Below are 13,508 nucleotides of genomic sequence, written 5' to 3'. Positions count from 1 at the left end.
CTTATACCCCTTTCAAATACGTTTCGACTGGGTACCATTCACCGTCTTTCAATTGAATAAACCAATGCGGTTCAAGCTTAGCCACTTGGTGTTTTTCATCACCGGTCCATTCATAACCCAACATCCAATCTTGAATTTGCGTAACATCAAAATTCGCATTGACCAATTGCCGTTTGACGCCAGGCCAAGATCCCATTGTCACTTCGCGTTCCTTAGAAATCGGCAAAGGCACCCTTAAGACATATTTTGAAAAATCAATCTGCAAATGTTGATCATTTAAAAGATTAAACTTCAAAACCCCATAATCTTCATCACTAAAAACTGGCAAATTATCAATATAAGGGCGGTAAACTAAAGTATTTCCTTGACCATAATGGCGAACGTACGGCATACTTTCATCATTATAAACTTCATTGATTAATAAGTTGGCCAAATCACTCCGTTTATCAAATTGATTCATCGGTACTTTTTGCTTCGGATAATAATCATAACGATAGCAGCCTTGCACCCTATTATCAATCAATTGCCGGCGGGTTCCATCATTATAGATACCACGCTGCTTTTCATCATCTTGACGCTGGGTATATTCTTTTTCATCAAAAAGTCGATCAGCCACATTATCCGGGGTCTCAGTTTCAATCAAATATGAGCGAATCTTAATCTTGGTAGTCTCTAAACGTGTTAGCTGTACTTGATACTTTTGATATGTTAAATCAACCCGGCCGCGCTCCGCATTTAATTTCAGGTGTTTAATTTTGTCATTACTTTGCACCAACGGAAAACGATAAATTTTACGCCGACCTTCATCAAAGAATTGAATACTTTTATCCTGATCCGTTGTGGATAACTGAATATATTTAATTCCATCCACACCGGCCATAAACATTTTATCGCCAAAAGTTTTTCCAACTAATTTCCCAGACACAGGGTTGGCATAAGCCATCAGAATCGTATCTGGAAGTTTCATCTCCTGCACGAATTTCTGAGGCGTATACGTATCTACCTCAGGTTTTCCCAACTGCCAATTGCTCATAATATTAATGATTTTGGTTAAATCAGCCCGGCCATCATTAACTAAGTAAGGCACCCCCGATTGGTTGACAACCAACAATTGACTTAAGTTGGCATCTCGCGTCGCTACCACCGACGTTTCATCTTTTTGCGTAACGGGATTAACTCCTTTTTGGTTAACTTTTTGAACCCAAATCCATCCCGAAAGAAATAGGCTTAATAACACTAAAATGACTAAAAATAATATTAGCCCGCCTTCACGGTAGTCCGTTTTAAGCTTTTTCTTCCAATGCATCTGGTTCCCCCCAATCATCCTCCAAATCTGCTTCTAAGGTATATGGCAATGCTATCTTAAAGGTCGATCCTTGACCTTCTTTTGATTCAACCCAGATCCGACCGTGTAGATATTCGACAATTTCTTTAGCAATCGCCAAACCTAACCCAGTCCCACCTTGTGCGCGGGAGCGGGCTTTATCGACACGGAAGAACCGACCAAAGACCCGATCTAAATCCTTGGCTGGAATTCCTAACCCTTGGTCACTAATCGCAATGATGACTTCTTGTGTTTCAATCACCATCGCCGCCGTGATTACACCGCCATCGGGTGAATATTTAATCGCATTATTAATTAAATTATCTAAGACTTGGGTAAACTTAGAAGGGTCAACTTCAACCCATACATCCGTTTCTGGAATTTCCCGCTTAATCGTATATTGCTTTTGATCCGGCTTGCGACCGCTAATAATCATGTCAAACCGATCTAAAATATAATTAAAGAGGGCGCCGAGACTCACTGATTCTAAGGCTAAATCATTCGTTCCCTGGTCCATCCGCGATAACTCCAATAGATCATTAATCATATTAATCATGCGTTCTGTTTCCGACTGCACCACTTTTAAGAATTGAGGGGCTAATTCTGAATCACCAATGGCACCTTCTTGCAGTGCATCAATATATGACTTAACTGAGGTCAGTGGCGTCCGCAATTCGTGCGAAACATTGGAAACAAATTCGCGCCGTTCCGCATTTGTCCGTTGTTCCTCCGTCACATCATGCAACACAATAACCATTCCCGAAATAAATCCTGACTCGCGTTGAATCTGGGCACTATTCACTTTCAAAACTTCATCGGTTTGATCATCACTAAAATTCAAAAGGATATTATCCTTATTTTCAAAAAATTCCCGCAGTTGATAGTAACTACTCAAGCGCAAAACGTCTAAGACATATTTCCCTAACACGGAATTTTCATCACTAACGCGCAACATTTTTAAAGCAGCGGGGTTAATTAAATTAATCGTCCCCCGTCGATCTGCTGCAATCACACCATCTGTCATGTTTTCCAACACCGAATCCAACCGCTGGCGTTCCAATTCTTGCGTATTGGTAGTCTCTTCAATCCGCTGAGCTAACAAATTAACATTTTCAGCTAGTTGCCCAATTTCATCGTTTGCTTTAATCGACAAACTTCCAGAATAATCGCCTTCTGCAATTCGCACCGTTCGTTCACTAATATCAGAAATCGGCTTAGTCAAAGCCCGGGCAATCACCAAAGCCATTGCAACCCCTAAAATAAGGGCCATAAAAGTGGCTGAGAGAAAAATCAAAGCAATCCGTTTCAAATTATCATAGACGCTTTCCAAATTTCCCTTGACTAAAAGCGCCCCCACCGTTTGGCTATTTCCGTTTTCATCATTAGTTAGGGGCCTCACCACCAATTGATACCGCGTCCCACCAACTTGCTCAATTCGACTTTTGGTATAATTTTGATTTAAGGCTGCCGCGCGCAAATTACGGTCCGTCGACTTTTGCCCCACTAAATCTTGGTTATTAATATCACTCGTACCTCGCACAATCCCCTTCGTATCAATGACTTCAATCTCGCTAATCATCACATTATTTACGACCGAGAGTGTGTTATGAATATTTGCATTACTTTCTGAAATCTTTTTCCCAGACAACTGTTGCGTTAATTGATCAGTCACATAGGCTGGCAATCCAATTTGTTGACGAAAACTAGTCAGACTCGAGCGTTCCAATTGTTTTATAAAAAAGACCCCGATTACTTCTAACGTCACCAACAAAGTTAACGCAAAAACTAATGCATTTTTAAAATAAATTGACGAGAAAAATTTAATCTTTTTCGGCACAACTAACCCTCATTTCCTGTTCACTAGGACCTAACCTAATGTTTTAATATCTGTTTTCAATTATAGCAGAACGTGCTACTAAAAAACGACTGGTCCTTTTAGGATCAATCGTTTCAATCAGCAATTTTAATCATCATTATTTTTTAAGTAATATCCGACTCCGCGGCGCGTCATTAAAATTTGAGGATGACTTGGGGTATCTTCAATTTTTTCTCGAATCCGGCGCACCGTTACATCGACCGTGCGTACATCACCAAAATAATCAAACCCCCACACCGTTTGTAGCAAATCATCACGAGTCATCACTTGCCCGATATGCTTAGCTAAATGTGATAATAACTCAAATTCACGGTGGGTTAACTCAATATCTTTACCGTCTTTGGTCACCATGTAAGCCTCAGGATGAATCACCAAGTCACCAATACGAATTTCATCTGAATCACGGTCTTCCGCCGCTGTAGAACCCGCTGCATCCCGACGTCGTAAGTTCGCTTTAATACGCGCCAAAAGTTCCCGATTTGAAAAAGGCTTGGTGACATAGTCATCCGCCCCCATTTCAAGACCCAGTACCTTATCAATCTCAGAATCCTTGGCCGTAACCATAATTACAGGTACTTGTGAAGTTGCACGAATTTGCCGCAACACTTCAGTCCCATCAATTTCTGGTAACATTTGATCTAACAAAACTAAGTCAGGACTTTCGCTCTCAAACTTATCAAGTGCTTCTCGTCCATCCATTGCGATTACGACATCGTAACCTTCCTTAGTCAAATTAAATTTGATAATATCTGAAATCGGTTTTTCATCATCCACGACTAAAATCTTACTCATTATGTATACTCCTCCACGGTGCCCTAATATTACATTATTATAACATGCTTACGATTCGTTATCAAAACAACAAAAAAACGACAACCTAAGTTAAGATTGTCGTTTCTCATATTAGTCTTCTGCAACGAATGGCAAAAGTCCCATGATCCGGGCCCGCTTGATTGCCGTAGTAATCTTACGTTGGTTCTTTGCTGAAGTTCCAGTCACACGACGTGGCAAAATCTTACCGCGTTCTGAGATGAAACGTTCCAACAATTCTGTGTCCTTGTAGTCCACGTACTCGATGTGGTTGGCTGCGATAAAGTCAACCTTCCGACGGCGACGAGGTCCGCCATTACGACGTTGTTGTACCATGATGAATTCCTCCTAAGATATTCTTGTTTGACGCAAATTAGAATGGTAGATCATCATCAGCGATGTCAATTTCTTGACCCCCACTGAATGGTGTATTATTGTTAGCGGGAGCTTGACTCGCATTGCTGCTGTTATTACCAGCCCCACCATAAACATTACCTGCATTATTATCATTTGGCGTTCCAAAAGGATTCCCATTGGCGGGTGCTGATTGAAAATTACCTTGGTTATTACCTTGATATTGATTCCCACCTGCATTCGCTTTACGAGCTTCCGATTCGGCGCGCGTTTCTAATAAATCAAAGTTTTCAACAATGACTTCTGTACGATAAACCGTCTGGCCTTGTTGATTTTGGTAACTACTAGTTTGTAGTCGTCCTTCGATGGCCACTCGTGAACCCTTTGAAACAAAATTAGCAAAATTTTCAGCCGCTTTTGACCAAATGGTTGCATTGATAAAATCAGTCTCGCGCTCCCCATTTTGGTTCGTACGACGACGATCAACGGCAATCGAAAACGATCCAACCGCTGTTCCAGATTGGGTATAACGCAACTCAACATCCCGTGCCAACCGTCCAACTAGTACCACTCGATTCATACAGAGTCTCCTTTCATCCTAATCCAATAAAACGAAATTGTTAATTACTTTACTTCTGAATTAACTTCGCGTGTAACAACCATGTGACGCAAGATGTCATCTGAAATCTTAGCCAAACGATCAAATTCGTTGATCGCTTTGTCATCTTCAGCAGTGAAGTTAACAATGTGGTAAGTACCTTCATGATATCCAGCAATCTCATAAGCAAAACGACGTGTTGCCCAATCTTTTGATTCAGCAATAGTTGCTCCGTTGTCCTTCAAAATAGCGTCAAAACGCTCAACCAAAGCAGTCTTAGCTTCAGCATCAATGTCAGGGCGAACGATATAAGTCAGTTCGTACATAATAGTTTCCTCCTTTTGGTCTATGGCCGATCCAAATGCCGGCAAGGAGCCCACCGATGAATTGGTGTCACTCACATTTGATTAGTATACCATCATTTAATCTAGCCGACAACACTAATTCGCCTTAGTCTCCAATTAACATCATCACAACTAATTCGGTCAGTTTCAATAAAAAATAAAGCCGGTTGCCCGACTTTAAATTAATTATCGCGTATTGGCGCTATTAAAACGTTGCTTAAACATTGGCGAAACCGCACGATTTTCATTAATTCGGACAATCGCTTCCGCAATTAAATCAGCTACCGTCACTTGGACCAACTTAGAGAATTTCTTATCTTCTGGCAAATCAATCGAATCAGTGACAATCACCTTTTCAAAGACTGAATTTTGCAAATTTTCAACCGCATCCGATGAGAACACAGCATGGGTCGCGACGACGTATACTTCACTGGCCCCTTCGTCTTTCAACTTTTGTGCCCCTTTAGCAATCGTTCCACCGGTATCAATCATATCATCAATCATGATGGCCCGTTTACCTTTTACATCCCCAATAATGTTCATAATTTGAGCCACATTGGCTTTGGGCCGGCGCTTATCAATAATCGCAATTGGTTCACTCGAGCCTAATAATTCAGCTAAAGCCCGCGCGCGTGTCACACCACCATGATCTGGTGAAACCACGATGGTATTCTCATTAGCAATTCCACTCGTTAAGAGGTAGTCCGCTAATTTGGCTGATCCAGCCATATGATCAACAGGAATATCAAAGAAGCCTTGAATCTGCGCAGCGTGCAAATCAAGAGCCAAAACCCGAGTGGCACCGACAGTTTCTAACATATTAGCTACTAACTTAGCGGTAATTGGTTCCCGCGAACGAGCTTTACGATCTTGGCGTGCATATCCATAGTATGGCATTACGACATTAATTGTTTTGGCACTTGCGCGCCGTAATGCGTCAATCATAATCAATAATTCCATTAAATTATCATTGACCGGAGCCGATGTCGATTGAATGACATATACATTATCTCCTCGAACTGATTCTTCTATATTAATCTGAATTTCACCATCTGAAAAACGCGCAATGTTAATATTTGATAATTCTACACCAATTGAATCAGCAATTTTTTCTGCCAGGGGACGGTTCCCACTCAACGAAAATACTTTTAAATGCGAATCTGCATATTTCGCCATTTTTTCCTCCAAGACCACTCTTATTTTTCTAATTAAATGTTTATCTATACATTTAAGTTTAACGTTTTTAGCAACATTTCTCAACTTTAAAAAGCCAATTATTGTTGATTAAACTTCTCAGAGACTGGCAAGCGCTTCCAAAAATCTTCCTTATTTATCTGTTTCGCCCGTGCAATTCCCATTGCATGAATTGGTACATCATTTGTAATGGTTGAACCAGCTGCAGTAATACTTTCTTCAGCAATCGTCACTGGCGCAATAATTTTCGTGTTTGATCCAATGAAAGCTCGATTGCCCACGTTAGCATGGAACTTATTTTTGCCATCATAATTCACAAAGACGGTTCCGGCGCCCAAATTAACGTCATCCCCTATTGTAGCGTCTCCAACGTACGTCAAATGCCCCGCCTTCGTATTCGCTCCTAATTGGGCATTTTTCACTTCTACAAAATTTCCCACATGGGCATCCTCTCCAATTTGAGACTTAGGTCGTAAGTGGGCATATGGGCCAATCGTAGCTGCTTTTGCCACTTCTGCTTGCTCTAGCGTTGAATTATCAATGAAAACTTGATCCGATACCTCAGTATCAATTAAACGTGATCCCGCTGTAATATGGACGTGGCTACCAATCTTAGTCTGGCCCTTCAAAACCACATTGCCTTCAATCACCGTATCGCCCCCGATTTCAACCTCAGTATCAATGTAGGTGGTCGCTGGGTCAATTAAGGTCACCCCGTTGCGCATGTGTTGTTCATTAATGCGTGCACGCAAGACTTGGTTTGCCTTAGCCAACGCAACCCGATCATTTACTCCCATTGATTCATTAAAGTCAGCAATCTGATAAGCACCGACAACCTGGCCTTGATTGCGTAAAATTTCTAATGTGTCGGGTAAATAGTACTCACCTTGTGCATTATCATTATTTACCAGTTTCAAAGCTTGGAATAATAATTGATTATCAAAAACATAAACGCCAGTATTAACTTCATGTACGGCTGCTTCTTGCTCGTCAGCATCCTTTTGCTCGACAATCCGCAAAACGGCACCTTGCGTATCCCGAATGACCCGTCCATAACCAAATGGATCTAGCGCATCAGCCGTTAGGACCGTGACCGCATTTCCACTCGCCTCATGCGCAGCAAAAGCTTGTTCATAAGTTGCTTGCGTAAATAAAGGAGCATCCCCTGATGCAATTAAAGTTGAACCAGACTTTTCCACTAGCAACGGCGCGGCCATTTGAACAGCATGGCCCGTCCCTAGTTGTTCAGCTTGCACGACCACTTGAGAGCGGTCGTGAATTTGGTCAGCAACCAATTTCGCTCCGTGTCCAACCACCGTCACAACTTCTTTCACCCCAGCCGCTAAGATAGTATCTAAGACTAATTCAACCATCGCCTTGCCGGCTACTTGGTGCAACACTTTAGGTAGTTCTGACTTCATGCGAGTGCCCTTCCCAGCCGCCATAATAATACTAAAACGTTCCATCTTGTTCTCTCCTTAATTATTCATTACTGTTTTAAATTTTTTAATCCATCGGAGTGGTTAACTCAGGGTGTTGGGCATAAATTTTTTCCGAAAAATTACCAACCCGTACATCCAAAAGTCCGCCCTCTTTATCGGTGTTCACGTGAACTAATGAAGTATACTCATCAATCACTCGTCGCTGGACTTCACCTTCCACGACCACCGCCACACCGGCCACAGTGCCTTCGAATTCTTTAATCAAGGCTTCCATCCCGCGAATGGTTCCCCCGGCTTTCATGAAATCATCAACAATCAAAACACGTGACCCCATAGGCAGCGAACGTCGTGATAATTCCATCTTTTCCAAACGTTTCGCCTGCCCTGTCACATAATTAACGGACATCGTCGGTCCTTCCGTAACTTTGGTATCATTGCGCGCGATGACAAATGGCACATTCAAAGCACTCGCTACAGCCTGCGCTACAGGTACTCCTTTAGTGGCTGCTGTCATCACCGCATCAATCGGTTCTTTTAAATACTGGGTGGCAATTAGTCGCCCGATCTTTTGTAAAATCCAAGGTTGTCCCAGTAAATCAGATAAGTAAACATAGCCCCCCGGAAGGACCCGTGTTTCATCACTAATTTCATTGACTAATCCATCGACAAAAATTTTAGCATCATCTAGACGCGTCACTGGCGTAAAGCGCGCTCCACCAGCAGCCCCAGGAACCGTTTCTAAAACGCCAACCCCATTTTGCCAAAAAGTCCGTTTCAAGATTGCTAAGTCTTCTGAAATAGATGATTTAGCAGAATCATACTGCCGGGCAAATTTGGTGAGCGAAACCAAGGTTCGCGGATGTTCAATTAAATACCGTGTCATATCAACCAAACGGTCACTCCGTCTTGTTTTCATCTTTTTTACCTGCCTAACGTTCGTCTTTTACACTCATTTTCTTTTCCATCATACCACGAACGTTTAAATTGTGTATGAATTTACAACAATTTTCCGAACAAAGCCTCGCAACATTGGACCAAATGACAAATTAAAAAGCTTAATCGCAAACCAACTAAGCTTAATCAATCATTCAAATTAACGCGCGTGGCGAGCAAGTCCAGCCACTAACAAGGTAAAGCCAGCAATAATGAGCGCAATCAACCAAAATAATACGGTATAACCCGCGGCATCAATCACAATCCCGGCAAACATCGGTCCTAGCGCACGCCCAAAGGAAGTGGCCATCATGACTTGACCCTGCGCATGTCCTTTTGCATGGGGATCACTGACCGATACGACCCACGCTGGAATCTGCGGTGCCGCCAACATTTCACCCAAAGTTAAAATCATAAAGGTTCCTAAAATTTGCGGATAAGTGCGCGCATAGGTTAAACAGATAAACGACAGGGCAAAGAGAACTGCCCCCGTCAACACACTTTGGCGATATTTAATACGGTCCGCATACCGATTCAAGACGGACTGTCCAATAATTAAGACCACTCCATTAATCGTCCACAATGACGAATAATCACGAATCGATAAACCAAGATCTGTCATATGGGTCGCTACAACACTTTCCCAAAGGATGTAGCCAAAATAAATTGCAAAGGTCAATCCCAACAAACCATATAACAGCTTCCCGGGGTGAACGCTGCGTTGATGGACTTGGGTGCGTTCTTGCACATTCTGTTGCTTTAAACCGGGCAATCGAAAAGCATACCACGCTAAAAGCCATAATCCTACATACATGCCTAAGGCTGCCCAAAAGACCATTTGAACACCGTGTTGAAATAAGGCCCCAACGACTAAAGTCCCAACGACCACTCCCACATTCATCGCTAAATAATTCATATTAAAGACTTTACGCGTATCAATTCGCGTAATCGTCGCGGCATACGAACTCATCAAGGTGTATAAAACACCATCCGCCCAGCCAATGACAACCATTAACAGCGCAAAAACAGGCCATGTATGCCAAAAACTAATGCCGGCCATCAGCCCCACCGCCACGGTCAGCGTACCCATCAAGACCCCAAACGGATTAAAATGATCAAACATATAACCGCCGATATAGCTACCAAACATCATCGCTAATGAAATTAGCATCAAAACCACCCCAGCCACACTCAGTGATTCATGCAACTGATTATGCATGTATAGGGTCGTAATGGGCCACAACATTGACGCCCCTGAACTTTGCAAAAGTGTCCCCAAATAAAGCGCCCCGGTCTTCAATTCGACGTGTGGGCCCTGGTTAAGTTGCGGATCTGTTGGCTCCATGATAATTTCCCTCTTAAAAGTAAATACTTAACGTAATAATTTTTCAGATCTAGTTTAGCAACCTTATCAAAAGTTGGTATACTAGACTTACAAACATTCAGCTCGTTGAAAGCAATTTCAACCGGCATGCCAATCTGATTATAGCATAAGCAGCACTGGTACACGGATGTTAATGAATCATCCCAATCTATTTCAATTAAAGGAGCTTTTTGCTATGGCTATTAAACGTCCAACCTATATCTTAGCAATTGACCAAGGTACCACCGGTAGTCGTGCTTTTTTGTATAATAAAAATGCCCGTCGTGTCGCTAGCACTGCCATTCCACTCACACCCATTGAGCCCCAAACGGGATGGTTGGAGCAATCACCAGAAGCTATCTGGCGTACAACGCAAACTGCTATCACTGATACTTTAATCAATGCGGGAATTCAAGCCGATGCCATAGACTCCATCGGGATTGCTAGTCAACGTGAAACCACGATTATTTGGAATAAAACAACTGGTCAGCCCATCTATAATGCCATCGTTTGGTCCTCTACTCAATCCCAGACGGTTATTGATGAATTAGCCAGCTCCGCCGTTGAAACTATGGTGCGCGATAAAACAGGGTTACCTTTTAGTGCATATTTTTCCGCTAGTAAAATTCGCTGGATTTTGGATCATGTAGCGGGGGCACAAGAGCTCGCTGAACAAGGTGAACTGCTCTTTGGGACAGTTGATAGTTGGTTAATTTGGCATTTAACGGATCACCAGAGTCATATTACGGACATTTCAAACGCAGCACGGACGATGTTGTTTAATATTCGTACGCAAGCTTGGGATACCGAGTTGCTCTCTTTATTTAATATCCCTGCCGCCATGCTTCCTCAAGTTACCCGTTCCAACGGACAGCTGGCCCAAACAAGCCCAATGCGCTTCTTTGGTGCCACGGTTCCAATCACTGCCGTCATCGGTGATCAAAATGCCGGACTAATCGGTCAACTGGGCTTTAAATCAGGAACCGTCAAGGCGACTTACGGCGCTGGCGCCTTTTTACTCTTTAACACGGGCACCGAGTTAATTAATTCACACCATGACCTCGTCTCAACGATTGCCTACCAAATTGATGAGCAGCCCATTTACGCGCTCGAAGGCTCCGTCTTTACAGCGGGCTCGGCGATTCGGTGGCTCAATGATGGGCTCCATCTCATTGATGAAGTACCTGATTCGTGGGAAGCAGCTGAACGCTCAACCAGTAAAGATGAACTCTATGTCGTCCCATCCTTCTCAGGCCTTGGGGCTCCATATTGGGATCCACAAGCCCGTGGCGCTGTTTTTGGAATAACCCGTGGAACAAATAAGGATGACTTTATTAAAGCAACAGTGCAATCCATCGCATATCAAATCGGTGATATTTTGCATATTATGCAAGCGGATGCCTCAACCCCCGTTAAAACCGTAAAAGTGGACGGGTCAGTGTCACGTAATCCTTATTTAATGCAATTCCAAGCGGATATTACCAACATGCCAATTGACCGTTCACTATATGAAGACACTACGCCCCTGGGGGCTGCTTTCTTAGCTGGATTAGCGAGTGGTTACTGGGATTCAGTGGACGCAATTAAAGGGCTTTCTATTCGCGGACGTAAGTTCACTCCGACCATGGATGCAGCCCGTCGCCAGAGCTTAATTCAAGGCTGGCAAAACGCTATTGCGGCCACCAGCTTTTTCGCACACCCTGAAACATAGTGAAAATCTTTTACACTAGTTAAGCGCTTTCTTGAAAAATCTGGTATAATCAAGTCGTACGATTCATTGATTGAATAAAGGAGTTTATAATGCCACAAGAAATCACTACCCTCTTAACATTTTTCGGTGGAACCGGAGACCTAGCCAAGCGTAAGCTATATCCCTCAGTTTACAATTTATACAAAAAGGGCTTCCTAAAAGACCACTTCGCCATTGTTGGAACCTCCCGTGCTGATTTAACTGATGCTGAGTTTGACGACTTAGTCCGCGAGTCAATTAACCACGTGGTTGAAGATGAAGATGATGCTAAGCGTTTCATTTCACACTTCAGTTACCTTAAGTTAGATGTTGGTGATAAGGCGGGCTATCAAGATATGCTCAAGTTAAACGACGAACTTGATGCTAAATACGAATTGAAAGGCAACCGGATTTTCTACATGTCTGTTGCTCCTCGTTTCTTTGGGACCATTGCCGGTTACCTTAAAAGCGAAGGCCTTGTGACTAAAAATGGTGAATTTAACCGCTTGATGATTGAAAAGCCATTTGGAGTCAGCTATGAGACAGCTAAAGAGTTAAATACTCAATTAACTGAAGTCTTTGATGAAGACCAGATTTTTAGAATTGATCACTATCTTGGAAAAGAAATGGTTCAAAACATTGCTGCCATTCGTTTTGGTAACCCCCTCTTTGATGCGGCCTGGAACAAAGACTACATTGAAAACATCCAGGTCACTCTATCTGAGGTTTTGGGTGTGGAAGAACGTGCGGGTTACTACGATGACGCCGGAGCTTTGCGTGATATGATTCAAAATCACACCATGCAAATCGTTGCTTGGTTAGCGATGGAAAAACCTGCTTCATTTAGCGACAAAGATATTCGTGCCGCTAAAAATGTCGCCTTTAATTCATTGCACATCTACAATGAAAAAGAAGTAGAAAAGAACTTTGTGCGTGGTCAATATGGCGAGAACATTGATGGATCCCAAGTTAAATACCTCGATGAAGATGGAGTCCCTGCTGATTCACAAAACGACACCTTCGTAGCAGGTCGGTTGCAATTCCGTTCTGCACGTTGGGATGGGGTTCCGTTCTACATCCGGACTGGAAAGCGTTTGAAGTCTAAGCAAACCCGAGTCGATGTAGTCTTCAAGAAAGGGCTTAGCATCTTTGGCGACGATATTGAATTGGAAAATCCTGTCCTTTCAATCTTAATTGATCCAAAAGGTGGAATCGAATTCCGTATTAATGCTAAAGACACTACTTCTGAATTCAAAACTCGGACGGATATCATGAAGTGGGATGTTTCATTCTTGGATATCGAGAAGACTCCTGCTCCTTACGAACGAATGATTCAAGATGCCATGAATGGTGACGGATCAAACTTCGCCGACTGGAACGGTGTGGCTATTTCTTGGAAATTCGTTGATGCAATCCAACGGGCTTGGGATAAGAAGCACGCTGAATTCCCTAATTACGTTTCTGGAACCATGGGTCCAAAAGCTTCAGATGAGCTTTTGTCAGAAGATGGCAATTACTGGATTTATCGTTAATTTAAAATA

At 42.7% G+C, this 13,508-nt stretch carries 12 protein-coding genes; 2 read left to right on the top strand and 10 right to left on the bottom strand.

Translation table 11 applies throughout. From position 1 onward, the window contains the following. Window position 1: 1 nt before the first annotated feature. The 10 genes from yycH to IV73_RS02280 all read right to left on the bottom strand — a co-directional run bounded on the left by yycH (window position 2) and on the right by IV73_RS02280 (window position 10,220). Window positions 2-1,306: a two-component system activity regulator YycH gene (gene yycH / locus IV73_RS02325; RefSeq protein WP_057754322.1), complete on the bottom strand. Its 1,305-nt coding sequence runs from the start codon at window positions 1,304-1,306 to the stop codon at window positions 2-4. Continuing rightward, entirely contained in the window at window positions 1,284-3,161 is a 1,878-nt protein-coding gene (gene walK, locus IV73_RS02320; RefSeq protein WP_057754319.1) for a cell wall metabolism sensor histidine kinase WalK, read from the bottom strand. The genes yycH and walK overlap by 23 nt, the downstream gene beginning before the upstream one ends. A 126-nt stretch (window positions 3,162-3,287) precedes the next feature. Continuing rightward, window positions 3,288-3,992 carry a response regulator YycF gene (gene yycF / locus IV73_RS02315; protein WP_057754316.1) on the bottom strand — a complete coding sequence of 235 codons (705 nt, stop codon included), beginning with the start codon at window positions 3,990-3,992 and terminating at the stop codon, window positions 3,288-3,290. A gap of 111 nt (window positions 3,993-4,103) precedes the next feature. Further along, complete coding sequence (rpsR, locus tag IV73_RS02310) at window positions 4,104-4,346, bottom strand: 30S ribosomal protein S18 (RefSeq protein WP_057754313.1); 243 nt, start codon at window positions 4,344-4,346, stop codon at window positions 4,104-4,106. Window positions 4,347-4,383: 37 nt separating this feature from the next. Continuing rightward, entirely contained in the window at window positions 4,384-4,944 is a 561-nt protein-coding gene (locus tag IV73_RS02305; RefSeq protein ID WP_057754310.1) for a single-stranded DNA-binding protein, read from the bottom strand. 44 nt (window positions 4,945-4,988) lie between these two features. Then, complete coding sequence (rpsF, locus tag IV73_RS02300) at window positions 4,989-5,288, bottom strand: 30S ribosomal protein S6 (protein ID WP_057754307.1); 300 nt, start codon at window positions 5,286-5,288, stop codon at window positions 4,989-4,991. 204 nt (window positions 5,289-5,492) lie between these two features. Further along, a complete protein-coding gene (locus IV73_RS02295) occupies window positions 5,493-6,482 on the bottom strand; it encodes a ribose-phosphate diphosphokinase (RefSeq protein WP_057754304.1) in 990 nt (329 codons plus the stop codon). A gap of 98 nt (window positions 6,483-6,580) precedes the next feature. Continuing rightward, window positions 6,581-7,966: a bifunctional UDP-N-acetylglucosamine diphosphorylase/glucosamine-1-phosphate N-acetyltransferase GlmU gene (gene glmU / locus IV73_RS02290; RefSeq protein WP_057754301.1), complete on the bottom strand. Its 1,386-nt coding sequence runs from the start codon at window positions 7,964-7,966 to the stop codon at window positions 6,581-6,583. A gap of 40 nt (window positions 7,967-8,006) precedes the next feature. Continuing rightward, a complete protein-coding gene (purR, locus tag IV73_RS02285; protein ID WP_057754298.1) occupies window positions 8,007-8,858 on the bottom strand; it encodes a pur operon repressor in 852 nt (283 codons plus the stop codon). Window positions 8,859-9,035: 177 nt separating this feature from the next. Beyond that, window positions 9,036-10,220: an MFS transporter gene (locus IV73_RS02280; protein WP_057754296.1), complete on the bottom strand. Its 1,185-nt coding sequence runs from the start codon at window positions 10,218-10,220 to the stop codon at window positions 9,036-9,038. A gap of 214 nt (window positions 10,221-10,434) precedes the next feature. Between IV73_RS02280 and glpK the strand changes: the two genes are divergently transcribed. After that, window positions 10,435-11,949, top strand: a complete 1,515-nt coding sequence (gene glpK, locus IV73_RS02275; RefSeq protein WP_057754293.1) for a glycerol kinase GlpK — start codon at window positions 10,435-10,437, stop codon at window positions 11,947-11,949. Between the two features lie 89 nt (window positions 11,950-12,038). Continuing rightward, window positions 12,039-13,499 carry a glucose-6-phosphate dehydrogenase gene (gene zwf / locus IV73_RS02270; RefSeq protein ID WP_057754290.1) on the top strand — a complete coding sequence of 487 codons (1,461 nt, stop codon included), beginning with the start codon at window positions 12,039-12,041 and terminating at the stop codon, window positions 13,497-13,499. Window positions 13,500-13,508: the final 9 nt, after the last annotated feature.

Origin of the sequence: Weissella kandleri, assembly GCF_001438705.1 — a bacterium.
Taxonomy (GTDB): domain Bacteria; phylum Bacillota; class Bacilli; order Lactobacillales; family Lactobacillaceae; genus Weissella; species Weissella kandleri.
This window is presented reverse-complemented; position numbering and strand designations above follow the sequence as displayed.

Excerpts from the sequence above, each read along its gene's own strand:
- yycH (WP_057754322.1), bottom strand. The coding sequence starts at position 1,306 with ATGCATTGGAAGAAAAAGCTTAAAACGGACTACCGTGAAGGCGGGCTA.
- yycF (WP_057754316.1), bottom strand. The coding sequence starts at position 3,992 with ATGAGTAAGATTTTAGTCGTGGATGATGAAAAACCGATTTCAGATATT.
- rpsR (WP_057754313.1), bottom strand. The coding sequence starts at position 4,346 with ATGGTACAACAACGTCGTAATGGCGGACCTCGTCGCCGTCGGAAGGTT.
- IV73_RS02305 (WP_057754310.1), bottom strand. The coding sequence starts at position 4,944 with ATGAATCGAGTGGTACTAGTTGGACGGTTGGCACGGGATGTTGAGTTG.
- rpsF (WP_057754307.1), bottom strand. The coding sequence starts at position 5,288 with ATGTACGAACTGACTTATATCGTTCGCCCTGACATTGATGCTGAAGCT.
- IV73_RS02295 (WP_057754304.1), bottom strand. The coding sequence starts at position 6,482 with ATGGCGAAATATGCAGATTCGCATTTAAAAGTATTTTCGTTGAGTGGG.
- glmU (WP_057754301.1), bottom strand. The coding sequence starts at position 7,966 with ATGGAACGTTTTAGTATTATTATGGCGGCTGGGAAGGGCACTCGCATG.
- purR (WP_057754298.1), bottom strand. The coding sequence starts at position 8,858 with ATGAAAACAAGACGGAGTGACCGTTTGGTTGATATGACACGGTATTTA.
- IV73_RS02280 (WP_057754296.1), bottom strand. The coding sequence starts at position 10,220 with ATGGAGCCAACAGATCCGCAACTTAACCAGGGCCCACACGTCGAATTG.
- glpK (WP_057754293.1), top strand. The coding sequence starts at position 10,435 with ATGGCTATTAAACGTCCAACCTATATCTTAGCAATTGACCAAGGTACC.
- zwf (WP_057754290.1), top strand. The coding sequence starts at position 12,039 with ATGCCACAAGAAATCACTACCCTCTTAACATTTTTCGGTGGAACCGGA.